This is a genomic window from Sphingobium sp. TKS, assembly GCF_001563265.1.
Lineage (GTDB): Bacteria > Pseudomonadota > Alphaproteobacteria > Sphingomonadales > Sphingomonadaceae > Sphingobium.
In genome coordinates, this window is the sequence record NZ_CP005084.1 from 657,478 (window position 1) to 682,210 (window position 24,733).

General features: G+C 62.8%; 24 protein-coding genes. 15 read left to right on the forward strand and 9 right to left on the reverse strand.

Going from position 1 to position 24,733, the window contains the following annotated elements; all coding sequences use genetic code 11:
* Positions 1-72 precede the first annotated feature (72 nt).
* From K426_RS23755 to K426_RS23765, 3 genes are all read right to left on the reverse strand, one after another.
* Entirely contained in the window at positions 73-1,167 is a 1,095-nt protein-coding gene (locus K426_RS23755; protein ID WP_066562981.1) for a CaiB/BaiF CoA transferase family protein, read from the reverse strand.
* The gene (locus K426_RS23760) at positions 1,167-2,096 is read right to left on the reverse strand and encodes a 3-keto-5-aminohexanoate cleavage protein (protein ID WP_066562982.1); all 930 of its coding nucleotides are present in this window, start codon (positions 2,094-2,096) and stop codon (positions 1,167-1,169) included. The genes K426_RS23755 and K426_RS23760 overlap by 1 nt, the downstream gene beginning before the upstream one ends.
* An 83-nt stretch (positions 2,097-2,179) precedes the next feature.
* The gene (locus K426_RS23765) at positions 2,180-4,861 is read right to left on the reverse strand and encodes a LuxR C-terminal-related transcriptional regulator (protein ID WP_237230092.1); all 2,682 of its coding nucleotides are present in this window, start codon (positions 4,859-4,861) and stop codon (positions 2,180-2,182) included.
* A 222-nt stretch (positions 4,862-5,083) separates the two neighbouring features.
* Here K426_RS23765 and K426_RS23770 point away from each other — a divergent pair, with 222 nt between their 5' ends.
* Genes K426_RS23770 through K426_RS23780 form a run of 3 tightly spaced genes read left to right on the forward strand, consistent with a single transcriptional unit; the run spans position 5,084 to position 7,418 of the window.
* On the forward strand, positions 5,084-6,085 hold the full coding sequence (locus tag K426_RS23770; protein ID WP_066562984.1) for a quinone oxidoreductase family protein: 1,002 nt from the start codon (positions 5,084-5,086) through the stop codon (positions 6,083-6,085).
* Positions 6,082-6,858, forward strand: a complete 777-nt coding sequence (locus tag K426_RS23775) for an SDR family oxidoreductase (protein WP_066562986.1) — start codon at positions 6,082-6,084, stop codon at positions 6,856-6,858. The genes K426_RS23770 and K426_RS23775 overlap by 4 nt, the downstream gene beginning before the upstream one ends.
* Positions 6,859-6,911: 53 nt before the next feature.
* Positions 6,912-7,418: a nuclear transport factor 2 family protein gene (locus K426_RS23780; protein ID WP_066562987.1), complete on the forward strand. Its 507-nt coding sequence runs from the start codon at positions 6,912-6,914 to the stop codon at positions 7,416-7,418.
* A 35-nt stretch (positions 7,419-7,453) separates the two neighbouring features.
* Here the strand turns inward: K426_RS23780 and K426_RS23785 are convergent, their stop codons facing one another.
* From K426_RS23785 to K426_RS23805, 5 genes are read right to left on the reverse strand one after another with little or no spacing between them, the layout of a single operon-like run.
* Positions 7,454-8,281: an SDR family NAD(P)-dependent oxidoreductase gene (locus K426_RS23785; RefSeq protein ID WP_066562988.1), complete on the reverse strand. Its 828-nt coding sequence runs from the start codon at positions 8,279-8,281 to the stop codon at positions 7,454-7,456.
* Positions 8,278-9,156: a MaoC family dehydratase gene (locus K426_RS23790; RefSeq protein WP_066562989.1), complete on the reverse strand. Its 879-nt coding sequence runs from the start codon at positions 9,154-9,156 to the stop codon at positions 8,278-8,280. Before K426_RS23790 ends, K426_RS23785 begins: the two co-directional genes overlap by 4 nt.
* A gap of 23 nt (positions 9,157-9,179) precedes the next feature.
* Positions 9,180-10,337 (reverse strand): acyl-CoA dehydrogenase family protein, encoded by a 1,158-nt coding sequence (locus K426_RS23795; protein WP_066562990.1) that lies wholly within the window; start codon positions 10,335-10,337, stop codon positions 9,180-9,182.
* Positions 10,334-12,502, reverse strand: coding sequence for a 3-hydroxyacyl-CoA dehydrogenase NAD-binding domain-containing protein (locus tag K426_RS23800; protein ID WP_066562991.1), 2,169 nt, complete (start codon positions 12,500-12,502; stop codon positions 10,334-10,336). The genes K426_RS23795 and K426_RS23800 overlap by 4 nt, the downstream gene beginning before the upstream one ends.
* 33 nt (positions 12,503-12,535) lie before the next feature.
* Positions 12,536-13,738 (reverse strand): acetyl-CoA C-acetyltransferase, encoded by a 1,203-nt coding sequence (locus K426_RS23805; RefSeq protein WP_066562992.1) that lies wholly within the window; start codon positions 13,736-13,738, stop codon positions 12,536-12,538.
* A gap of 154 nt (positions 13,739-13,892) precedes the next feature.
* Here K426_RS23805 and K426_RS23810 point away from each other — a divergent pair, with 154 nt between their 5' ends.
* From K426_RS23810 to K426_RS23825, 4 genes are read left to right on the forward strand one after another with little or no spacing between them, the layout of a single operon-like run.
* Positions 13,893-15,563 carry a class I adenylate-forming enzyme family protein gene (locus K426_RS23810; protein ID WP_066562994.1) on the forward strand — a complete coding sequence of 557 codons (1,671 nt, stop codon included), beginning with the start codon at positions 13,893-13,895 and terminating at the stop codon, positions 15,561-15,563.
* A gap of 43 nt (positions 15,564-15,606) precedes the next feature.
* Complete coding sequence (locus K426_RS23815) at positions 15,607-16,188, forward strand: SDR family NAD(P)-dependent oxidoreductase (protein WP_237230093.1); 582 nt, start codon at positions 15,607-15,609, stop codon at positions 16,186-16,188.
* 39 nt (positions 16,189-16,227) lie between these two features.
* The gene (locus tag K426_RS23820) at positions 16,228-17,592 is read left to right on the forward strand and encodes a transposase (RefSeq protein WP_013039168.1); all 1,365 of its coding nucleotides are present in this window, start codon (positions 16,228-16,230) and stop codon (positions 17,590-17,592) included.
* Positions 17,593-17,625: 33 nt separating this feature from the next.
* Complete coding sequence (locus K426_RS23825) at positions 17,626-17,850, forward strand: SDR family oxidoreductase (RefSeq protein WP_066562995.1); 225 nt, start codon at positions 17,626-17,628, stop codon at positions 17,848-17,850.
* 7 nt (positions 17,851-17,857) lie between these two features.
* Here K426_RS23825 and K426_RS23830 read toward each other — a convergent pair whose 3' ends face one another.
* Entirely contained in the window at positions 17,858-18,568 is a 711-nt protein-coding gene (locus K426_RS23830; RefSeq protein ID WP_102999845.1) for a GntR family transcriptional regulator, read from the reverse strand.
* Positions 18,569-18,697: 129 nt separating this feature from the next.
* On the opposite strand from K426_RS23830, the gene K426_RS23835 reads away from it, so the two are divergent.
* The 8 genes from K426_RS23835 (at position 18,698) to K426_RS23870 (ending at position 24,716) form a co-directional block, all read left to right on the forward strand.
* On the forward strand, positions 18,698-19,549 hold the full coding sequence (locus K426_RS23835) for a fumarylacetoacetate hydrolase family protein (protein WP_066562999.1): 852 nt from the start codon (positions 18,698-18,700) through the stop codon (positions 19,547-19,549).
* A gap of 54 nt (positions 19,550-19,603) precedes the next feature.
* Positions 19,604-20,560: a VOC family protein gene (locus K426_RS23840; RefSeq protein ID WP_066563000.1), complete on the forward strand. Its 957-nt coding sequence runs from the start codon at positions 19,604-19,606 to the stop codon at positions 20,558-20,560.
* A gap of 5 nt (positions 20,561-20,565) precedes the next feature.
* Entirely contained in the window at positions 20,566-21,306 is a 741-nt protein-coding gene (locus tag K426_RS23845; RefSeq protein WP_082749137.1) for an alpha/beta fold hydrolase, read from the forward strand.
* Complete coding sequence (locus tag K426_RS23850) at positions 21,303-22,079, forward strand: SDR family oxidoreductase (RefSeq protein WP_066563001.1); 777 nt, start codon at positions 21,303-21,305, stop codon at positions 22,077-22,079. The genes K426_RS23845 and K426_RS23850 overlap by 4 nt, the downstream gene beginning before the upstream one ends.
* A gap of 1 nt (position 22,080) precedes the next feature.
* Positions 22,081-22,635, forward strand: a complete 555-nt coding sequence (locus K426_RS23855) for an NADPH-dependent FMN reductase (protein WP_066563003.1) — start codon at positions 22,081-22,083, stop codon at positions 22,633-22,635.
* A gap of 62 nt (positions 22,636-22,697) precedes the next feature.
* Complete coding sequence (locus tag K426_RS23860) at positions 22,698-23,861, forward strand: acyl-CoA dehydrogenase family protein (protein ID WP_066563004.1); 1,164 nt, start codon at positions 22,698-22,700, stop codon at positions 23,859-23,861.
* Positions 23,862-23,871: 10 nt separating this feature from the next.
* Entirely contained in the window at positions 23,872-24,330 is a 459-nt protein-coding gene (locus K426_RS23865; RefSeq protein ID WP_066563005.1) for a hypothetical protein, read from the forward strand.
* A complete protein-coding gene (locus tag K426_RS23870; protein ID WP_066563007.1) occupies positions 24,327-24,716 on the forward strand; it encodes a MaoC family dehydratase in 390 nt (129 codons plus the stop codon). Before K426_RS23865 ends, K426_RS23870 begins: the two co-directional genes overlap by 4 nt.
* Positions 24,717-24,733: the final 17 nt, after the last annotated feature.

Consider the following 24,733-nt stretch of genomic DNA (forward strand, 5'->3'; position numbering starts at 1 on the left):
CAATCCAGAACAAACGGCTCAGATGTTGTATTTGCGCCGCACCGATGCGCTATGCATGGCTGCGATGGCAGATCAGGACCAGGCTGCGATCAGGTCGGCGACCGGCACGGCCGAAGGCTCGCAGATGCCGCCCGCATTGAGGGACAATCTCGGCGCGGGCGCTGGCTGGGCCATGCCGTTCCGCCGCACAAAAGTCCCACGCGCCGCATTATGCGCATGCCGGGGCGCTTCCTCCATCGACAGGACGGGCGTGACGCAGGCATCGCCGGCCGCAAACAGGGCAGCCCATTCGTCGCGGCTTTTCGTCAGGAACACCGTGGCAAAGTCCGCCTGCATCGCGGGCCAGCCTTCCCGATCATTCTGGTCATAGTGCCGATCGGAAAGACCCAGTCCTTCCACCATCTGGGCAAAGAATTTCGGTTCCAGACATCCCACCGCGACATGCCGCCCATCGGCACATTCATAACAGCGATAAAAGGGTGCCGCGCCGTCCAGCAGATTGGAGCCGGGCGCATCTTCCCACAAACCCTTGGGCTGCCACGCATAGAAAAGGCTCATCAACGACGCGACGCCGTCGGTGATGCAGGCATCGACGACCTGCCCCTGCCCCGTCCGTTGCGCCGCAAGCAGCGCGCTCAACAGGCCGAAGATCAGGAACATCGCACCGCCGCCATAATCGCCCACCAGATTGAGCGGCACCGGCGGCGTCCCCTGCCGCTCACCCATGGCGTGGAGAGCGCCGGTGATCGACAGATAATTGATGTCATGGCCCGCCCGCAGCGCGAGCGGCCCGGATTGCCCCCAACCCGTCATCCGTCCGAACACGAACCGCGGATTGCGCGCCAGGCAGACATCGGGACCGACCCCAAGGCGTTCCATGACGCCGGGCCTGTATCCCTCGATCAACCCGTCCGCCCGCTCGATCAATGCCAGCAGCTGTTCGCGATCCGCGTCCCGCTTGAGATCGAGATAGGCCACCGCCCGGCTGCGATGCAGGATATCGCCCCCCACATCGTCCCAGTCCCCCACCCCCGCCGATGGCGGCCGGGCTATGCGGACGATCTCGGCGCCCATATCGGCCAACAGCATCGCCGCGAGCGGCACGGGGCCGATCGCGTCGATCTCCAGCAGGCGAATACCGGCCAGCGGCCCGCTTTTTTCCGCCATCAGATATTCGTCCGGTCCGCGCCCTTGAGGTCGAGCATGGCGCGCGCCTCATCAGGCGTGGCGATTTCAAGACCCATGCCTTCGACGATCTGCCGTGCGGTCTTCACCTGCTCCGCGTTGGTTTCAGCGAGCCGGCCCGGACCGCCCCACAGCGAATCCTCCAGACCGATGCGAACATTGCCGCCCATGGATGCCGCCATGGCGATAATGCTCATCTGGCGCGCGCCAGCCCCCAGCACGGACCATTCATATTGGTCGCCGAACAGCCGGTCGGCCGTCCGCTTCATGTGCATGATATCGTCGGGATGGCTGCCGATGCCGCCCAATATGCCGAAGCAGGTCTGGATGAACAGCGGCGCCTTTACGAGACCGCGGTCGAGAAAATATTTCAGATTGTAAAGATGGCTGGTGTCATAGCATTCGAATTCAAACCGCGTGCCCAGTGGTGACAAAGTTGTCAGAAGATATTCGATATCAGCATAGGTATTCTTGAACACCAGGTCGCGCGACGCTTCGAGCGCTGCCGGTTCCCAGTCATGCTTGAACGATTTGTAGCGATCCAGCATCGGGAACAAACCAAAGCCCATCGTGCCCATATTGAGGCTGGCAACTTCAGGAGCGAAAGTCTGGGCGGGACGAATACGTTCCTGCACCGTCATGGAGGGGTGCCCCCCCGTGGTCAGGTTCAGCACCGCGTCCGTGCGCTGCTTGATGACCTTGAGGAAGGGTTCGAACAGATCGGGATTCTGGTCCGGCCGCCCATCGACAGGATTGCGCGCATGCAAATGGATGATGGCCGCGCCCGCCTCCGCCGCGCCGACCGCCGATTCCGCAATCTCCTCCGCAGTCACGGGCAAATAGGGCGACATGGAGGGCGTGTGGATTGCGCCTGTAATCGCGCAGCTGATGATGACCTTGCGTTTTGCCATGATATTTCCTTTCGCGCAGATTGCGCGGTTCGCAGGTTGCGCGAACGGCGCAATCTATCCTTCGATAGGAAGCCGCGCGCGCTTCAGGGCAAAATACCCAGTTGCCGCGCCCTCAGAACCGCCTGCGGCCGGCGCCGCACGCCCAGCTTGTCATATATTTGCTGCATATACCATTTGACCGTGCCTTCGGTCAGACCCAGGCGGTCGCCGATTTCCCGGTTACGCAAGCCACCGCTCACCATCGTCAAAATGTCGACCTCGCGGTTGGCGAGGCGCCCGGTCAGACCGAAATCATCCTCCTCGTCCTCATCCGCTTCGATCTGCGGTCCTCTGCGCAATAGCGACACGAGGCGAACGGCGAAGCGATCGGCGGGCGTTTCCAGTTCCGGACCCTGCGAATAGGCTTCGATGATGAGAGACGCGATCACCTCGCCCTCATCGATGAAGACCCGCACCCATCCGGCAGGTTCGGCCATTTCGACGGCGGCGCGAACAGCCCTTCGCGCCTCGGACCGATTGCCCTGAAGCACGGCGATTTCCGCCAACAGCAGTTCGAAGATCACGGCCGAACGCACCGCCCCCGCGCGCTTGACGAATTCGAGCCAGCGATGGGCTACCTTGCGCGCCCGTCCAAGCCGGTGACGTTGCATCTCGATCCGGAGCCAGGCGATCGCGATGCTTTCGTTGCGCCGCGTCGGGTGCAAGGTCGGAATGGGTTCGCCGTCCAGCTGCGGATCGCCCGCCAGAAAATGCTGCTCGGCCTCCTCAATCTGCCCCGCCTTGATCAGCAGCCGCACTTCCTCTGCCACGATGAAGGAGCGCAGGCGATCAAGTCCACATTCGATCGCCACGAGATGGGCGTCGTTGAGCGTCGAAAGCGCTCCGGGCAAATCGCCCCGTGCCGCCCGCAAACGCGCGCTGACCAGATAGCCGGACGCCATCTGATCGGAAAATCCCCATTGCCGCACGACCGGCAGATACTGCTCCGCCAGATCCGCCGCCTGTTCAAGATCGCCTGCATCGTAAAGCAACTCGGCCAACGGCAAGGCAGGAAGCGCAGCCAGGCCGGAACCCGGACCATGGATCTCAACCGCAAGCGCAAAGGCTTCTTCCAGAAACCGTTGGGCAAAGGGGGTCTTGCCCTGCGCCATCATGGTGGGCGCGACTGAGGCCTTCAGCGCGATGGACGCAAAAGCCGATCCGGGGCGCGAGAGGGCGCGGCTGGTTTCCGCCTCAAGCTTGAGCATGTCCTGAAAATGATAAAGTTCCCGCCGCGCCGACATGAGCTGCGCCAGCAAGGTGCAGCTGAGGTAGGCGTGACTGTCGGCCAGTTCGGCGAGCAGCGGCTCGGAGTCCGCCTCGACCCTGACCATGTCGTCGCGCGCCGCCGCCAGCATCACGAAGCGATGGCGGATCAGCAGGTCAAGCTGCTCGATTTCATGTGCGGGCAGGGACTGCGCCTCGCGCCGGGCTTCACAGGCCTGCCTCGCGGCGGAAATCAGTCTGTCCGCCGAAGAAAATGCCAGTTGGCGGATACGTCTCCACGCCAGCGCCAGCAGCAGGTTGGGACGTTCGGCCAGGATCGGCCAGGGCAGTTCCGCGCCCAGTTCGTCGATGCGATACAGATATCCCGAATAGGTCAGTCCTTCGGCCAGACGATCCAGCTGGTCGGCGAGAAACGCCTTATCGCCGCTCAGCCGCGCATGTTCGATCGCCATGATAAGCTGCCCATTTTCCGCAAAATGGTCGCTCGCCCGTCGATGCATGACGGCGGCACGGCCAGGCGCGCGTTCCATGAGCCTGCCGAGGACCATTTCACGAAACAGCCGGTGATAGGAATAGCGGCTATGTTCCTGATCGATGGCATGCAGAAACAGACCTTCGCGGAAGACATGGTCCAGCATCGCCCGGGAATTTTCATCCTCCATTACTGCCGCGCAGGCGGATGGGGTCAGTTCGTCGAGTATCGAGGTGTCGACCAGAAAGCGACGGACATCGTCCGGCTGCAGGCTCAATACTTCATCATGAAAATATTCGGCGAATTCCGGCCGGAGGCCCGTCAATCGAAGATTTCCAGCGCCTTCGCCGGCACGACGATAGAGGTCGCATGCGATCACAATACCGGAAACCCAGCCCTGTGTATCACCCACTATGTCCTGTAGATCGCGCGAATCCACCGGCGTTCCGATCGACCGGGTGACCAGCTCGGTCGCTTCGGTCAAAGTGAAGGACAGGTCAGCGACCCCCACTTCGACCAGAAATCCGAGCGCGCGCATGCGCGCCAGCGACAGTCCGACCGTCCCACGCGCGGCAATGATGATGGTGAGCGCATCCCGCGCGCTGGACGACAATTGCGCCACAAATTCAAGGATCGGTTTGGCCAGCAACTGCGCGTCATCAATGATGATGACGGGTCGCACATCCCCCATCATCGCGATGATGGACAGCCAGCTTTCATCGGATGCATTACTTTTCAGGTCTTCCCACGGCAGGCCCGCGACGATCCCGGCGGCCTTCAATGCCTGGAGAAACGACTGCTTGCTTCCTAATCCCGCCCGCGCCGCCAGCCAGAGAACGGGACGCCCCCGGGCCTTGAGTTCATCCGCCCAGAACAGCATGGCCGTTGTCTTCCCGCTTCCGGCGGGGGCGGACACCGCCGTCATGCGCGACTGAGCCACTTTGTCGGTCAACGCCACCAGCGCGGCGCGCCGGATTGGGCTATGCGTCGACCGGGGCGGCAAGATGGTTGTCGGCACAACGGTCATGCTGTTCTCTCCTGAGCACGCGCCTTCGCACGATTCGTTTTATTGTGTGAAATATATTCTGAGCGATGAATCTATAAACGCAATCCCTTTTTCCTATCCACAGATAGGTTCCCAATGAGCCGGAAAAATGTCCAGCTTCGGAACGGAAAAGCCGGGGCCGTCACGCAAGGGTTGTTGCCACGCAGCTCGCGGCGCCAGGCAGGATATTAGGAAAGGTTGACCATGAAGGCCCTTTATCTCGAACGGACCGACGGCCCTGAATCCGTTGCGGTGACGGAAGTCGAAACGCCGGTGCCCGGTCCGGGAGAGGTGCGCGTCGCACTGCGGGCGGCGTCGATCAACCATCGCGAACTGTTCATCACGCATGGTCAATATCCCGGCATGACTGTGCCGATCACGCTGGGCTGCGATGGCGCGGGCGTCGTCGACATGATCGGTGAGGGCGTGACCGGCGTCAGCGAAGGCGATGAGGTCGTTCTGTATCCCGCGCGCAACTGGGGGCCGAACCGCCATGCGCCGGCCGCCGATTTCGGCCTGCTCGGCATGCCCTTTGCCGGCACGATCGCTGAATATATCTGCGTGCCGGTCGACAATCTGGCGCCCAAGCCCGCCTTCATGAGCTTCGAGGAAGCCGGGGCCATGCCCCTGACGGCGTTGACATCCTGGCGCGCGCTGATGTTCAAGGGCCGGCTGGAGGCGGGGGAAACCTTGCTCATCAGCGGCGTGGGCGGCGGCGTTGCGACATTCGGCCTTGCCTTCGCCGTCGCCAAGGGCGCCAATGTCTATGTCACCGGCGAAAATCAGGACGTGATCGATCGGGCCGTGGCGATGGGGGCCAAGGGCGGCCTGCTCTACACCGATCCCGACTGGCGCAAGCAGGTCGGCAAGCTGACCGGCGGCATCGATGTGGTGCTGGACGGTGCGCCCTCGCCCAGCTTCGCCAATTATGTCCGCGCCATCAATCCGGGCGCGCGCATCGTCATCTATGGTTCGACCGCCGGCAATGAGATCAAGTTCAACGCGACCGACATCTTCCTGAAGAGCGCCAGCATCGTCGGCAGCCAGGTCGGCGACCCGCAGGACTTCAAGGACATGCTCGCCTTTGCCGAGCGATATGAAATCAAGCCGGTGATCGAGGCGACCTATCCGCTCGCACAGGCGAAGGAAGCGCTTCTGCATCTGCGCGACCAGCATAAGTTCGGCAAAGTCGTGGTGACGATGTGAGCGATCTGTTCAGCCTGACCGGCAAGAAGGCGCTGGTCACCGGCGGCGCACAGGGGCTGGGCCGCATGATCGCCGAAGGTCTGCTGCGGGCCGGGGCGACGGTCGCGATCACATCGCGCAAGGCCGACATCTGCGAAGAGGCCGCCCGGGAAATGGCGGCGCTGGGACCGTGCATCCCCCTCCCCGCAGACCTGTCGACACCCGAGGCGGCGGTCGATCTCGTCGCCCGTTATCGCGATGCGGTCGGCGCGTGCCACATATTGGTCAATAATGCGGGCAAGACCTGGGGCGGGCCGATCGACAGCTTCCCCGACAAGGCCTGGCCCGGCGTGATGGCCGTGAATGTCCAGACGCCCTTCACCATGATCCGGGAACTGCTGCCTGAACTGGGCGCTGTCGGGACGCTGGGCGATCCGGCGCGGGTGATCAACATCGGTTCGGTCGCGGGCATGAAGACGGAGCGGCTCAGCGCATACAGCTATGCCGCGAGCAAGGCCGCGGTCCATATGATGACGCGCGATCTGGCGGGCGATCTGGCGGAACGCAACATCACCGTCAATGCGGTCATTCCCGGCTTCTTCCCAACCAAGATGACGGCGCATATGCGGGACGAGGATCAGGTCGATCCTGCCCTGCTGGCGCATATTCCGCTCAAACGTCTGGGTTCGCCGGACGATATTGCCGGCATCGTCATTTTCCTGTGTTCGCGCGCGGGCGCCTATGTCACCGGCGCCCAGATTCCGGTCGACGGCGGGGTGGTCGGCTGCGGTTGAAAGGAACCAAAGATCACGACCACCCTCGCGGTCGGTAAAGAAGGGTATTTGCCATGACGATCGACCTCCCCATGCTGGCGGATCGCCTCGCGATCGAGGAATGCATCTACCGCTACGCCCATCTGGTCGATTCGATGCAATATCATCGCATCGCGGAGGAAATATTCACGGAAGATGGCTCGATCGACTTCGGCAGCGCGCGATCCGTAGGGCGCGAAGCCATCCATGCCCAGTGCATGGGCTATCAGGGCGCAATGATGGGCTGTTCGCATAATATCACCAATCTGGTGATCGAAGTGCAGGGCGACGAAGCCCGCGCGGCCAGCCGCGTCATGGCCTGGCAGTGGTTCGCGATCCCCGGCGCCGATCCCCTGCGCCCGACAGACCTTCTGGCGGTGGGCGGCTATGAGGACAGGCTGCGGCGCACGGCCGAGGGATGGCGGATATATGAGCGACGGGGCATCAATTTCGGCACCGGCATCGGGGCGGGATCAGTGCCCGATCCGATGCGTCCCATCTTCGAAGGCATGCAGGGCCGAACGCCGAGCTGGCCCGCCTGAACAAGGGCGGGCGCAAGGGCCCGCCCCGCTTCCACTCAGAGTTTCCAGCCCCCGCCCGCGACAATCACCTCGCCCGTGATATAATCCGCTTCGGGCAGGCACAGCAGGTAAACGGCCCCGGCCGCTTCTTCCGGTGTTCCGGCACGGCCCAGCGGGATGCCCTTTTCCATGGCTTCCAATATTTCGTCGCTGACGCCGGCCTTGATGTCCCGGCCCTTGACGTTGATGGTCGAGCTGCCCGCCTCGCCGGCGGTCATGCGGGTCATGATGGCGCCGAAAGCCACGGCATTGACGGTGACATTGTACCGCCCCCATTCCTTCATCACCGTCTTGGTGAGGCCGACAATCCCCGCCTTGCCCGCCGCATAGCCCGACTGCCCGGCATTGCCGCCAAGCCCGGCGACAGAGGATATATTGATGACCGTCCGGCGCTTGGCCCGGCCGTGCTCCGCAATCTCGTTCTTCGCCGCGGCGGCGATCACCGGCTGCGCGGCGCGCAAAATGCGGAATGGGGCATTGAGATGCACGTCGAGCATGGCCATCCACTGCTCGTCGCTCGTCTTCTGAAGCACGGAATCCCACGCATATCCCGCATTGTTCACGATGATGTCGATCGTTCCGAAATGCGCGATCGCCGTTCCAACAAATTTGTCGCCGAAATCGGCTTCCGTCACATCGCCCACGCACACCACGGTGCGGACGCCCAGGCTTTCGATTTCGCTTGCCGTTGCCTTCGCCACATCCTCGTCCAGGTCGTTCACCACGACATGAGCCCCGGCGCTTGCAAGTTTCAGCGCAATGGCCTTGCCAATGCCACGCCCAGAGCCGGAAACCAGTGCAATCTTACCGTCCAATATCTTCACTTCAATGCGTCCCGTTCTTCCTTGAAACCACCGATGCGCGCATGTCCGCCATCGATCACAATCCTGTTCCTGTCGGGCACGCTCGCCCGGAACGATATTTCGTCGCCGTGGCGCCAGACCTCCGTCCGGACCGTTTCCCCCGGCCAGACCGGCGCGGTAAACCGGACCCGCATTTCGGTCAATGAAGCCGGATCGCCGTCACAGCACAGATGGGTCAATGCGCGGCCGACCAGCCCCATGGTGGCAAGCCCATGCAATATCGGCCGATCGAAACCGGCCGCCTGCGCCGTGCCCTGATCAATATGCAGAGGATTGCGATCGCCGGTCAGGCGATACAGCATTGCCTGATTGGACGCCGTCGGCAGGTCGAGGAACGCGTCCGCTGGCCGCTCCGGCATGACGACCGGCTCCGACCCGTCAAGATTGCGCGCGCCGCCAAAACCACCTGCATCCCGCAAGACCCACACTTCCTCCATTTCGGCGATCAGCCGGTCGGTGGGCGTGGTGAGCACGCGTTTCGCCCGCACAAGCGCGGGCTTGCCCACCCCCTTGTCTGCGAGACCGATAATCTCGATCCGGCCATTGACCAGTTGCCCCAGTTCGAGTGGACAAAACAGTTTCAGCGTCTGCTCGCCATGCAGAATGCGCGGCCAGTCCCAGCCAAGTTCCGGCGCCATGGGCCAGAATCCGGGTGTCCCCAGAACCAGCGCCATGGTCGGCAACACGGCCAGATCACGCTCGAAGATCAGATGCTGCTCGGCTATGGCTCCGAGCCCCGCGCCGACCCCCAGCGCATAGAGGATCGCCCCGCGCGGATCGCAGACATCCTGTGCTTCGGGCACCCGGAAACGGCGCAATTGTTCGACGTTCAGCATCCGACTTATCCCCGGTTCAGCCGTCAGGACAGCTTGCGCTCGTCAAGCCCCAGCCCACGACCGATGATTTCGCGCATGATTTCCGAAGTGCCGGCAAAAATGCGACTGATGCGTGCGTCGGTATACATGCGGGAAATGCGATATTCCTCCATATAGCCCGCGCCGCCGTGCAGCTGAACACACTCGTCCATCACCCGGCCTTCCAGTTCGCTCGCCAGCAGCTTGGCCGAAGATGCGTCCTCCGCCGTCAGCTCCCCGGCATTGAGCAGCAGCACACACTGGTCGACATAGGTCTGGATCGCGTCCAGTTCGGCCCGCATCGACGCCATCTTGAACCGGTTGTTCTGAAAGGCCCCGATCGGCTTTCCGAACGCCTTGCGCTCCTTCACATAATCCAGCGTGATGTCGAAGGCTGTCTGCGCAGTCGCCATGAATCCGATCGCGGCCACCAGCCGTTCCTGCGCAAGAAAGCGCGCCAGATATTTGAAGCCCTGCGTCGGATCGCCCAGCACATTCTCCTTGGGCACCTTGACGTCGTTGAAGAAAAGCTCCGCGGTGTCCTGCGCCTTCATGCCCATCTTGGCGAGCTTGCGGCCGCGCTCGAACCCTTCCATGCCGCGCTCGACGACGAAGAGGCCGAGGCCGTGACGGCTGTTCGGGTCGGTCCGCGCGGCAACGATCACCAGATCGCTGAGGATGCCGTTGGAGATATAGGTCTTCGCGCCATTGAGCAGCCAATGATCGCCCTTGTCGATTGCGTTGCTGCGCATGCCCGCAAGGTCGCTGCCGGTCGACGGTTCGGTCATCGCGACGGCGAGGATCTTCTCGCCGCTGACGATGCCGGGCATCCAGCGGTCCTTCTGCTCCTCGGTTCCCAGCTTGGCGATATAGGGCGCGACCAGATCATTATGGAGATTGATGTAGAAGCCTATGTCGCCATGGCGCATATTCTCCTCGATGATGATCTGTTCGAAGCGGAAATCGTCGATACCCGCCCCCCCATATTTCTCATCCGCCCAGGTGCACAGCAGCCCCTGCTCGCCGGCCTTCAGGAACAGCTCCCGATCGACCATGCCCTGTTCACGGAAGCGTTCGGCATGGGCGCCGACTTCGGCGCTCATGAACTTGACGACGCTGTCACGGAATTGCTCATGTTCCGGCTCGAAAATCAGGCGTCTCATGCCGGGATCGGCTCCTTGGCCGTCGCGCCCTTGGCGGACGCATAAAAGGGTTCGGCTTTCGCCGCCTTGTCGCGCAGCCATGCCGACGGCAGGAAGCGCGGGCCATAGAGCTGGGCGAGACGGTCGGATTCCTTGACGAAGGCTTCGATCCCCACCGTATCGATGTAACTGATCGTGCCGCCGGTCCAGCTCGGGAAACCCCAACCATAAATGGCGCCCAGGTCGGCATCCTGCGGCGTCTCCAGCACATTTTCCTCAAGACAGCGCGCCGTTTCCATTGCCTGGGCGTAGAGGTAGCGCGTCTTGAGCTCCTCGACATCCCAGCCGTCCTTGACCGGGAAATGTTCGGCCAGCCCCTTCCAGAGATGCTTCTTGCCGCCCTCGGGATAGTCGTAAAAGGCGCCGCCGGTCTTGCGCCCCGACCGACCGATCTCGTCCTTCATCCGGCGCATCACGGGGACGCCCGCCGGCGGCGTATATTTCTCACCTTCCTCGGCGATCGCCTGATCCACGATCTTGAGCGGCAGATCGAGGGTAAGTTCGTCCAGCAGCGCCAGCGGGCCGACCGGCATTCCGACCGCCTTGGCGGCATTTTCGATCACCGCCGGCGGCACGCCTTCCGCCAGCATGGCTGCGCCTTCGTGGATCAGCATCTGGAAGACGCGGCTCGTGTAGAAGCCACGGCTGTCATTGACGACGATCGGCGTCTTGCGCAGCTGCGCGATGAAGTCGAGCCCCTTGGCCAGCGTTTCCTTGCTGGTCTGCTTGCCCATGATGACTTCGACCAGACCCATGCGGTCGACCGGCGAGAAGAAGTGCAGACCGATGAACTGGTCGGGGCTCCGCGACGCCTGGGCGAGCTGCGAGATCGGCAGGGTCGAGGTGTTGGACGCGAAAATGGCCTGCGTCGGCAGCACCGCTTCAGCCTTCTTCGTGGTTTCGGCCTTGATCGCCGTATCCTCGAACACGGCTTCGACCACCATGTCGCAGCCATCGAGCAGCGCGAAATCGTCGGTCGGGGTGATGCGGGCGAGAACGGCGTCCGCCTTGTCCTGCGTCAGCTTGCCCTTTTCGACCAGCTTGCCCAGCACCTTGGCCGAATAGTCCTTGCCCTTCTGCGCCGTCGGGACGTCGCGGTCGATCAGCACGACCTCGATGCCCGCATTGGCCGACACGAACGCTATGCCTGCCCCCATCATGCCCGCGCCCAGCACGCCAATCTTCCTGGCTTCGAACTTGGGGAAGCCTTCAGGGCGACGCGCGCCCTTTTCGGCCGCCTGCTTCGAAATGAAAGTGGTGCGGATGATGTTGCGTGCGACCGGATCGGTCAGCAGCTTGGCGAAATATTTGCCCTCGACCGCGAGCGCCTTGTCGAAGGGCAGTTGCATTCCGTGGAACACCGAGTTCAGGATCGCGGCCGGCGCGGGTTGGTTATAACCCACCTTGGCGAGACCGCCGGTATACATCATGTATGCGCCGGAATCCTCGGGCACGGTCAGGCCCTTTTTCTGCGGCGGCGTCCACCCCTTGACGTCCCAGGGCTTGACCGGATCCGGGCCGGTGGCGAGCCAGCTCTTGGCCGTGTCGATCAGCCTGTCGGCGGGGACAATCTCATCCACGATCTTGAGCTTGAGCGCTTCCTGCGGACCGACCGAGCGCCCCGACAGCAGCAGGTCGAGCGCGGTCTTCATGCCCGCGATGATGCCGAGCCGCACCGTACCGCCCGATCCGGGCAGCAGGCCGACATTGACTTCGGGCAGGCCGACCTGCGCCTTGGCATCATCCACCAGGATGCGGCGGTGGCAAGCCAACGCCAGCTCGAACCCACCGCCCAGCGACAGGCCGTTGATCGCCGCCACCCAGGGCTTGCCTGATTGCTCGATGGCGCGGTGCATGTCGGTCGCGCGCTTTGAAAAGGCATAGGCTTCCTGCGGCGTCAGCGTGCCGAACCCGTTCACCAGTTGCTTGAGGTCCGCACCGGCCATGAACGTCTTCTTGCCGGACGTCAGGATGACGCCCTTGATGCTGTCGTCCTCGGCAATCTGCTTGGTCGCCGCTTCCATGTCGGCGATGAAAGCATCGTTGACGACGTTCATCGAGCCTTCGGCGTCGAGGGTCAGGATCGCAAAGCCGTCCTCGGCCTTTTCCAGTCGCATAGTCTTCATGGGATGTCCCGCTCTATAGTTTGGTGTGCGCGCTCAGACGCGCTCGATGATGGCAGCCGTGCCGAGGCCGTTGGCCGCGCACAGGGTGATGAGGCCGGTTTCCGCGTTCCGCCGCTCCAGCTCGTCCAGCACGGTGCCCAGAATCATGGCGCCGGTCGCGCCCAGCGGATGGCCCATCGCGATTGCACCGCCATTGACGTTGATCTTGTCGTCGGGGACGTTCAGTTCCCGCTGGAAGCGCATGACGACACTGGCGAAGGCTTCATTCAGCTCCCACAGGTCGATGTCCTTCTCGGTCATGCCGGCCGCCTTGAGCGCCTTGCGCGACACCGCCCCCGGCGCCGTCAGCATGATCGTCGGCTCCGACCCGATATTGGCGTAGGAACGGATGCGACCACGCGGCTTGAGCCCAGCCTTTTCCCCAAATTCCTTCGACCCGACGAGAACCAGGCCCGCGCCGTCGACGATGCCCGAGCTGTTGCCGCCATGGTGGACATAGTTCAGATCTTCGATTTCGGGATATTTGGCCTTCGCCACCGCCTCGAACCCGGCCTTGCCGAACCCTTCGAAGGCGGGCTTGAGCTTGGCAAGGCTTTCCACCGTGGTGCCGGGGCGCATATGCTCGTCATGGTCGAGCACGACTTCGCCCAGCACATCCTTGACCGGCACGATCGAGTTTTTGAAAAAGCCGTTTTCCCACGCATGGGCGGCCTTGCGCTGGCTCTCGACGGCGAAATTGTCGACATCCTCGCGCGTGTAGCCATCGAGCGTCGCGATCAGGTCCGCGCCGATGCCCTGGGGCGCATAATAATTGCTGAAGGCAACCGACGGATCGGACGTCCACGCTCCCGAGTCATAGCCCATGACAGTGCGGCTCATCGACTCGACGCCGCCGCCGATACCCGCCTGGATCATGCCGGAATGCACCTGCGCCGCGATCAGGCTGACCGCATCGAGACCGGTTGCACAGAAGCGATGGATCTGCTGCCCCGCGACGGTCTGGGCATAGCCTGCCTGCAACACCGCCGCGCGGGCCAGCACCCCGCCCTGCTCGCCGACCGGCTGGGCCATGCCGATGATCACATCGTCGAGCAGCCCGGTGTCGAGATCGTTGCGGCTCTGAAGCGCCTTCAACAGCTGCGTCGCCATTTCGACCGAGGTGATCTCATGCAGCGCGCCATCAGGGCGGCCCTTGCCGCGGGGCGTCCGTACATGATCGTAGACATAGGCTTCCATCGTGAATTCCCGACCAGTGATGCAAAAATCTCTGCACCTGCTCTTGGAGCCGGAAGACAAAGCTGCACCTATCCAACGAAAGGCGCAGACAGGAGCGATGGCTGCAATCTGATCGTCATCGACAGCTGACCGGCATTTTTAGGAGCGGACATCCGTGGTCACACAAGGCGAAGATTGCGCCCCATTCCGTATCTCTGCAACCACCCTGGGCGATCTGCTTCTCAAAGGATGGGACAAGGCGCCCGACAAGGAAGCATTGGTTTTTCCGGGGGAACGCAAGACATATGACGATGTCGTACAAAGCGTCCTAAGACGCGCGCGCGGGCTGAAGGCGCTCGGCATCCAGCGCGGCGACCATGTCGGCATCCTGCTGCCGTCGAGCATCGAATTTGTCGAAACGCTGTTCGCCAATGCGATGTGCGGCGCCGTCTCCGTGCTGATGAACGCGCGCTACAAGGCGCCCGAAATGGCCTATGTCGCGGAAAATGCCGATCTGGCCGCGATCATCACCAATGACATGGTCAGCGAGCATATCGATTTCGGCCACCGGCTGGTGGAGGCCTTCCCCGACCTGCCCGATGCCACCGACCCTGCCGCCCTGACGCTCGCCGGCGCGCCTCTGCTCAGGCGGATCGTCATGCTGGGCGGGCGTTCGGTCCCCGGCTTCATCGATCAGGCAACCTTCGACGCGGCGGTGCAACAGGTGGACGAGGCCGATATCCACGCCTCCCGCCTGACCGTCAGAGTCCGCGATACCGCGATGATCCTTTATACGTCGGGCACCTCGGCCAATCCCAAGGGGTGCCTGCTCAGCCACGAGGCCGTCACCCGGGAGGCATCGAATCTCGCCCGCTATCGCTGGTCCTTCCAGCCCGACGAGCGCGCCTGGTCGCCGCTGCCGCTGTTCCATATCGCCGCGATGCTGTGCATGCTCGGCGCGATCGACGTGGGGGGCACGTTCATCGGCCAGCCGCATTTCGATGCCGGAGAGAGTCTCAGGCAGATCGAGGAAGAAGGCGTGACGATGATGTTCCTGCCCTTCGTCACCTTCCATCAGGCCATGATCACCCATCCCGATTGGACCAGGACCGACATGTCGTCGGTGCGCCTGCAAAACAGCTGCTTCGCCTTCATGCCGGATCGCGTGGGTCAGGCCTATCGGGAGAAGGCGCCCAACATGCTTCAGGTCGGGACCATGGGCATGACCGAGGCGGCCGGCATCGTCACCACCGGCGGCTATACGATGGACCCGGAAATGGGCTTCAGGAAGCTCGGCTTCCCCCTGGCCGGTATAGAGATGAAGATCGTCGATCCCGAGACCGGCGAGGAAAAGGGCGTGGACGAGCGCGGCGAAATTCTCATTCGCGGCTACAATCTGTTCGACGGCTATTACAAGGATCCTGAAAAGACGGCGCAGGCGCTGGACGCCGACGGCTGGTATCACAGCGCCGACATCGGCTCGATCGACGAACATGGCCATGTCATGTTCCACGGCCGGTTCAAGGATATGTTGAAAGTGGGCGGGGAAAATGTTGCCGCGGCCGAAGTCGAGGCGGTGCTGGCGACCCATCCGGCGGTCCGTCTGGCGCAGGTGGTCGGGCTGCCGGACGAGCGGCTGGCGGAAATCCCCGCCGCCTATGTCGAACGCGAAGGCGATGTCGAAGTCGAGGCGGAGGAACTCATCACCTATACCCGCCAGCGCCTCGCTTCCTTCAAGGTCCCGCGCCATATACGTTTCATCGACGAATGGCCGATGTCGGCATCGAAGATCCAAAAGTTCAAACTGCGCGGTGCGTTGATGGACGAACTGGGCCTGAAGGACTGAAACACTGCGCATCGACGCCATGGATCTATGTAGGGAGAGTGACATGCGGGTGATCATTACGGGTGCTGCAAGCGGCATCGGCAGGGCCTGCGCCGAACTGCTGGCGGCCGGGTCCGTGATACCGGGCGAACATCAGATGCTGCTCGCGGATCGCGATGCGGCCAATCTGCAGGTCGTGGCCGATGCGGTCGGCCCCGCCGCTGCGACCTGCGTGGTCGATCTCGCCGAACCGGATTGCGGCGACAGGATCGTGGCTGCCGCGCTCACCCATATGGACGGGATCGACGCCGTCATCAGCAATGCTGGCGTCATCATGGGCGGCGCACTGGCCGAACTGCCGATCAGCGATTTCGACCGCATCTTCGCCATCAACACCCGCTCGTCCTGGCTGCTGGGAAAGGCTGCCCATCCGCATCTCAAAGAAAGCAGGGGCGCCTTCGTCGCGACTGCATCCATGTCGGCCACCCAGCCCACGCCCGCGCTCGGCTTCTATTCCTCCAGCAAAGCCGCGCTGCTGATGATGATCCGTCAGCTCAGCATCGAATGGGGTCCGGACGGCATCCGGTGCAATACGGTGTCGCCCGGCCCCACTTACCAGGCCGTTGACGAAGTCGGCGGTGGCTGATTCAGTGCGGCAGTGGGATTGTCTGGCGGGTTAGCGGCGATGGCGATGGGGCGTGATAGCGAGGTCCAGTCCGATTTGATCGTGACGTGGGCGGAGATACCGCGTTCACCGGGGCATGTTTTCTACGACAAGCTCCAGAAGCTGCTGGCCGAGGCGGGCTTCGATGGCTTTGTCGAGAAGACGTGCAAGCCCTATTATGCGCCGCGGATGGGAGCCCCGTCGCTGCCGCCGGGCCGCTATTTCCGCATGCTGCTGATCGGCTATTTCGAGGGCATCGACAGCGAACGCGGGATTGTCTGGCGCTGTTCGGATTCGCTGTCGCTGCGGGAGTTCCTGCGACTGTCGAGCCGCGACAAGGTCCCTGATCATAGCTGGTTGTCGAAGACGCGGAGCCGCCTGCCGCACGAGGTACATGACCAGATCTTCGGCTGGGTACTGGCCCTCGTCGCCGGGCACGATCTGGTGAAAGGCGAGCGGATCGGCGTCGATGGCTCGACCATGGAGGCGAACGCCGCGCTGCGTACCATCGTGCGGCGTGACAATGGCGAGACCTACCGCGAGATGCTGGTGCGCATGGCGCAAGAGAGCGGCATCGACACGCCGACGATCGACGACCTTGTCCGGCTCGATCGCAAACGCAAGGGCAAGAAGCTGTCGAATGCGGACTGGGCGAGCAAGACCGATCCCGACGCGAAGGTCGCGCGGATGAAGAACGGCTCGACGCGTCTGGCCTACAAGCCCGAACACGCGGTCGATCTCGACACGGGTGTTATCGTGGCAGCGCCGATCCACCCGGCCGACAAGGGCGACACGACAACGCTCGACGCCACGCTGGAGACGGCAGCACGCAACCTCGCCGACATTGGCCTGGCGCCGACGTCCGGGGATCCCTGCGATCTTGTGACCGATAAAGGCTATCATTCGCGCGAGCTCCTCAAGGGTCTCGACGGCGACATCTGGAAGACGCGCATCGCCGAGCCGGCACCGCCGAATGGATATCTGCGCTGGCACGGCGACGAGGCTGCCCAGAAGGCCGTCTACGCCAATCGGTCTCGCCTGAAATCCGCCGTCGGACGCAAGGCGATGCGCAAGCGTGGTGAGATGGTCGAGCGTAGCTTTGCCCACGTCCTGGATCGCGGCGGCATGCGCCGCGCGTGGCTGCGCGGGCGCGAGAATGTTCACAAGCGTTATTTGATCCACGTCGCCGGGTTCAATCTTGGCATTCTCATGCGCGCCCTGTTCGGTTGCGGCACTCCGAGGGGCGCCAGGGGCGCATCCAAGGCATTCTTGTTCGTAGTTCAGACCGATGTTGCGCTCGTCATCGCCCTCGTCGCCGAGTTCGACGGAGAAAGGGCCATGCTCCTCATCGTTTTTACCCCTGAAGGCGCTGACAGACCCGGCTGAAAACCGACTTCGTCACCGCGCTGTTACACGCCGATGACCGCTGCGGGATATAAGGACCAGTCGCGGCGCGACCAGCGGGAAGCCAATATCCCCCTGCGCAAATTAGGCGTGGCCGAGGATGTCGCTCAGGCGATCCTGTTTCTGATCGGCCCTCATGCTGGCCATATCAGCGGCGTCGACCTGCTGGTCGATGGCGGCATGAGCAATATGCTGATGCCTGCCAGCGGCGGTGGGACCGGTCAGAACAGGCAGAGCTGAAATGGGATCAAAGGGCCTGATCCGCGACGACAGCCAGTTCGGCATGGGTTCCGCTCTGGCCATTTTGCGGGTCGATAAGCATCCGCGCGGTAGCCATCAGATGGTCCGTCAGCAGCGCCACGGCGCGGTCGGCGTCCCGCGCAAGCGCCGCGTCGACGATCTGCGCATGTTCGTGAACCAGGTCCCGGTCACGATGGGCCAGAGGCACGGTGAGATAGCGGTAACGTTCCGACTGGGCATAGAGCCAGTCGCGCATTTTGAGCAGCCATGGACTGTCGCACGCAGCGACCAGGGCGTGGTGAAAGGCCGCATGCGCGTCGGCATAATCTTCGTTCAGACGGGCCGCCTCCTGCGGGTCGCGCGTCGGGGTCTTGCTCAGCCTATGGGCCGCGCTGACGATGGAAGTTTCCCAGTCCAGGCCACCTTTCTCGATGGCGCGCCTGAGGCATTGTCCCTCAATGTCGCTGCGGACCCTGACCAGATCGGTCAGATCGCTGATCGATATCGGCGTCACCCGGAATCCCCGGGCATCGTCCTGCGTCACAAAGCCTTCGGACGTCAGCCGGGACAGGGCTTCACGAACAGCCCCAAGGCTGAAGCCCTGGGTTTCGGTGATATCCTTGATGTTGATCTTCGCGCCGGGCACCAGCCGGCAGGTCAGAAGATCGTCGCGCAACTGCCGGTAGGCGCGTTCGGTCAGGCTCAGCTTCTTCGTCATCGAATGAACTATATCAGCTTCGCTACCTGTGGCAATTCGATTGAATGTATTTTGTAACTTGAAATATATTTCACCATGACCCATGCCATCGGCTCAGCGGTTTGAAAAAGATTCTCAGGAGGTTTGAATATGCGGTTGGCCAAGGTGACAAGGAATGGCGCGGTGGGTCTGGCAGTGGACACGGGCGCGGGCGTCAAGGCGCTGTTCGGTGACGCTGCGCTCTATGATCTGGACGCGCTGATCGCCAGCGGCGGCAGTGCCCTGACGGACGCTGGCGCCAAAGTCAGCGGCGAGGGCGAAGATGTGAAGGTGGAAGACCTCATCTTCCTACCGCCGCTGGTCAAGGCGCCGAAAATTCTCTGCCTGGGTCTCAATTACAAGGATCACGCGGCCGAAGGCGGCTTTGACGTGCCGGAATTTCCGACCGTGTTTGGCCGATTCAATTCGAGCCTCATCGGACATGGCGCGCCGATCATCAAGCCGGCCTGCTCCGATCAGCTCGATTATGAAGCGGAAATGGTCGCGGTCGTCGGCAAGGGCGGGAAGAATATCAGCAAGGACGACGCGCTGTCGCATATCGTCGCCTATTCGGTGTTCAACGACGGTTCTGTCCGCGACTATCAGCTCAAGACGCCGCAGTGGACGGTCGGCAAGAATTTCGACGATACCGGCGCCTTCGGCCCCTGGCTGGTCACGGCCGATGAACTGCCGGCGGGCGGCGCCGGTCTCAAGATCGAAACCCGCCTGAACGGTCAGGTGGTGCAGAGCGCGAACACCTCCGACATGGTGTTCGACGTGGTCGACACGGTCGCCCTGCTCTCCACCTGCTTCACGCTGGAGGCGGGCGACGTTCTGGTGATGGGAACGCCGTCGGGCATCGGTCTTGCCCGCAATCCTCCGCTGTTCATGAAGGATGGCGATGTGTGCGAAGTGGAAATCGAGAAGATCGGCCTGCTTGTGAACCCCATCAAAGCAGCCTGAACGAAAGGCCGGGTGCCGTCCCATGTCGGCGCCCGGCCAGCCAAGGAGGGAAGGATGAACCAGAAAAGCCCGTCGGGACGCCGCGCCAATGTTTTGGGCGTCCATTCCATCGATCATTTCGCGGTCGAAGTGCCCGATCTGGAGGCAGCGCGGACATTCTACACGCTCTTCGGGCTTGAAGTCCGGGACAGAAATGGCACGCTGGAATTATATGCAGCCGGCAATCCGCATCGTTGGGGCGTGCTGAGCCAGAGCGGCGACACCAAGCGCCTGCGCTATCTGAGCTTCGGCATCTATCCCGATGAGATGGAAGCGTTCGCCGCCCATCTCGACAGTTGCGGCGTCACCCGCATCGACGCGCCCAAAGGCGCCGAAACCGGCGGCATCTGGTTCGCGGGCTTTGATGGCCTGCCCACCAATGTCCGCGCCGCCGACAAGGCGACGCCATCGGAAAAAAGCCATTTCACCTTCACCAGCGCGGCGCCCGGCCAATCCGGCGCCATTCCCAACAGCAAGGCGCCGAAGGTCCACCCCCGCCGCCTTTCGCATTTCGCGATCTTCACGACCGACGTGAATGCCGCGATCGATTTCTATGAAAAAACGCTGGGCCTGCGCCTGTCGGACAAGAGCGAACCGGCCGTCGCCTTCCTGCATGGCGTCCATGGCAGCGACCATCACCTGCTTGCCCTCGTCCTTTCCGATCGGCGGGGCATGCATCACAATAGCTGGGACGTCGGGTCTGTGATGGAAGTGGGGTTGGGCGGCGCGACCATGGCGCGGGCGGGCTATGGTCCCAATTGGGGCGTCGGCCAGCATGTGCTGGGCGCCAATTATTTCTATTATGTGCGCGATCCGTGGGGCAGTTTCAGCGAATATTCGGCCGATATCGATTTCATCCCGCATGATGTCGACTGGCCGGCCGCCAATCATGCGCCGGAGGATAGCATGTTCCTGTGGGGGCCGGACCCATTCCCCGAATTCATCCAGAACACAGAACCGGCGGAGGCCTGATCGTCATGACCACATTCCTACTTCTCCATGGCGGCGGCATGGGCGGCTGGACATGGAAATATGTCCGCGAACTGCTGGAGGCCAGGGGACACAAGGTCTACACCCCGACATTCACCGGCTTTGGCGAGCGCGAACATCTGATCGGCCGCGATGTCGGCAATGCGACCCATGTGCGCGACATCGTCAATGTCTTCAAATATAAGGATCTGCGCGACGTTGTGCTGGTGGCGCACAGCTATGCCGGAACCGTCGCGCCCGGCGTCATTGCCGAGGTGGGCGACCGCATCGCCAGGATCATCTATCTCGACGCCATCGTGCCCCGGTCGGGGGAACGGATCGCGTCCCTCATGGGCTATGTTCCCGAAGATCAGCTCGCCGCGCTGGATGCGATGCTCGAAGCGGGCGAAGGCCCGATCGGTTCGGGCGTGCATGACATGCAGCGCGCGGCCGCCAAGGACCATCCGCATCTCATGGACCCGGCGCGGGAGAAATGGCTGCTCGACAATCTGTCGGACCAGCCGATGAAGGCAACCGCCTGTGTCATCCCCGTGGGTGCCGAGACGATCACCCAGCCCGTCGACTATATCGCGGCGGCCGTCACGGTGATGACCGCCATGCACGACCGGGCGCGCGAACTGGGCTGGACCATCCATGACCATCCAGGCGATCACGCCCTGCTGGTGGGCGATCCGGAGGGTACGACCGACCTCATTCTGAAGATTGCCGCCGCGGGAGCAAAAGCATGAATGCGGCCGAACTGTTCTCGGTAAAGGACCGCGTCGCCATCGTCACGGGCGGGTCGACCGGCATCGGCCGCCATATCGCAACCGGCTTTGCCGCTGCGGGCGCCAAGGTCTATATCTGCGCCCGGACGGAGGCCAAGGTGATGGCGGCCGCGGCGGAGATTGCGGCCACGACGGGCGGCCACTGCACCGGCCTCGTCGCCGACCTGTCGACGCTCGTCGGGATAGAGGCTCTGGTCGCGGCGGTGTCCGCGCGGGAGCAGGCCGTACACGCCCTCGTGAACAATGCAGGGACCATGGCGGACGCGCCCATCGACGAATATGGCGAGGGCGAATGGGACCCGGTCATCGACCTGAACCTGAAGGCACCCTTCTTCACCCTCCAGAAATTCCTGCCCCTGCTCCGCGCGGGCGGCACGGCGGACCGCCCCGCATCGATCATCAACATCGGGTCGGTCGGCGCGCTCAAGGTGGGGCCCAAGGAAAATTACGCCTATCAGGCCTCGAAAAGTGCCATCCACTGGATGGCCAAGAGCCTCGCCAAGCGGCTTGGCCGCGACAATATCACCGCCAATGTGATCGCGCCCGGATTCTTCGAATCCGAGATGACGGTCATCACCTCCGACGAGATGCGCAGGATGGTGGAATCGATGGTCCCCCGCGGCCGCGTCGGCACGCCGGAGGATCTGGCGGGGGCAGCCATCTATCTCGCCTCGCGCGCGGGCGCCTATGTCACCGGATCGGTCATTCCGGTCGAGGGAGGATTGTCGATCTGATATGACCCAGCTTCATGTCGTCGCCATTGGCGGCACCATGCGCGCCTATTCCTCCACCGAGCGGGCGCTTCGCAAGGCGCTTGCCATCGCAGAGGAACGCGGCGCGCGCACGACGCTGCTGGCCGGGGAGGATATCGACTTCCCGTCTTACGCGCCTGAAAATCCGGACCGTTCGGATGCGGCGCGACGCTATGTCGACGTCCTGCGGTCGGCGGATGCCGTCATCATCGGCTCACCGGGTTATCATGGCGCGATCTCCGGCTTCGTGAAGAATGCGCTCGATTATGTCGAGGATATGAGCCGCGACGAGCGCTGCTATTTCGACGGCCTTCCCGTAGGCTGCGTGGCAACGGCGGCCGGCTGGCAGGCAGCGGTCGCCACGCTCCAGCAACTGCGGGTGATCACCCACGCGCTTAGGGGCTGGCCGACGCCGCTGGGCATCGCCATCAATACCATCGGCGGTGAAGGCGACCCGATCGAAAACGCGCCTATCCCCGATCAGTTGGGGATGATGGTGGGCCAGCTGTTCAGTTTCTGCCGACGGCCCGCCCTATAGTTGGATAGGTTCGCAACGCGTCCGACAGGCGCTTAGTCGTAGGGCCACTAACGGGAACGACGATGGATTTTTCACTCACCGAGGAACAGCAGGCGTTCAGGGACATTGTCCGCCGCTGGGTCGATGCGGAAGCGCCCAAGGACTGGATGCGCGCGCTGGAAGCCGACGAAGAAAATTATCCCTACGCGCTGTGGGACAAGATCGCCGAGCAGGGATTTTTCGGGATAGGCATTCCGGAGGAATATGACGGGCTGGGCGGCGACGTCATGATGCAGATGATCTTCGCCCGCGAATTTGCGCGAACGGCCGGTGGCCTGCTGTGGGTCTGGGGCCTCACCTCCTTCGGCGGCGCGAAGACGATCGGCGCGGTCGGCACGGAGGAGCAGAAAAATCGCTGGCTGCGTCCCATGGCACAGGGCAAGCTGCGCGTCTCGCTGTCGATGACCGAGCCCGATGGCGGCACCGATGTTCTGGGCGCGATGAAAACCCATGCCGAAAAGGTCGAGGGCGGCTGGAAGCTGAACGGCGCCAAGATGTGGACGACCGGCGCCAAGGCCGCCGACAGGCTGCTCGTCCTCGCCCGCACCGACAAAAATGTCGAGAAGAAGCATCATGGCCTTACCATGTTCTTCGTCGACGCCAAATCGCCCGGCATCACCGCCTCGCTCCTGCCCAAGCTCGGCATGCGCGCCATGGGCTCGTGCGAGGTCCATTATGAGGATGTCTTCGTCCCCGACGAGGACGTGCTGGGTGAACCCGGGCAGGCCTGGTACGCGATGCTGCCCACGCTCAACAATGAGCGGATCATGGTCGGCGCGCAGTGTCTGGGCGCGATCGACGGGGTACTGGAAGACGCGCTGGAATATATGCTGCAACGCAAGGCGTTCGGCGGCATTATCGGCCGCTTCCAGATTTTGCAGCATTATGTCGCGGACATCGCGACCTGGCAGAAGCTCACCGAATTGCTGCTCTACAATGTCGCCTGGATGCAGAGCAACGGCATGCCATGCGGAACCGAGGCGAACATGCTCAAGATGGTCGCCACGGAAAATGCCGTGAAGGCTGCGGACCTCGGCATCCAGATATTGGGCGGCATGGGTTATTCGGCGGAAACCGACATGCAGCGTTACTGGCGCGATCACCGCATCCTGCGGATGACCCCGATCAGCAACGAAATGGTGCGCAACACGATTGCCGAAAGCCTCGGCCTGCCGCGTTCTTTCTAAGGGACCCGCCATGAGCGATCTTGACGATCTTCCACCCGCACCCGACGCCGACGGCACATCGCTGGACGGCACCAGGGTCTTTACCATCACGGCTGAGGAAAATGCCGCCCTGTGCCGCTCGACCGGGATCGAGCCGGCCGGGGACGGAAGCGCGCATCCGATCTATTATTATATCGCCACCCAGGTCGCGATGGGCAAGACGGTGGCCGGCGTGTGCGAAGCGTGCGAATTCGATGTCGAGGATGGCCCGATGATGGGCAGCAGCGGCGTGCGGTTCTATGCGCCGCTGAAGGTCGGCGAAAGCTACAGAGTGACGGGAGAGATTCTCAGCCTCGTCCGTAAGCGCAGCCGCAAGCTCGGCGTCATGGATGTGATGACCTATCGCCTGCGCCTGCACCTGCTCGATGGAACGCAGGTGCTGGAAACCGATAATGTGTGGGTTCTGCCCCGCAAGGAGTTCGCCGCATGAGCTACGCCATCGGAGATGCGCTGCCGCCCTTCACGATCGAGAGCGTCAGCCCGCAAGCCATGAAGCAGTGGGCCGTGTTTCTCGCCGATCCCAACCCCATCCATCTCGATGTCGAGGTGGTGAAGGCGAAGGGGCTGGGTGACCGGGTCATCAACCAGGGTCCGATCAACGTCGCCTATATGATGAACATGCTGATGCGCGCCTTCCCCGGCGGACGGATCAAGGCGATGGATTCGCGCTTTCTGGACAATGTCTATGGCGGCGACCGGGCGGTGGTGACGGGCAGGGTCGCGGCGATCGAAGGCAATGTCGTCACCTGCGAATTCTCGCTGGATGTGGATGGCCGGGGCACGGTCAATTCCGGCACGGCCACGGTGGAATTATAAGAGATGAGGAGAAAGTA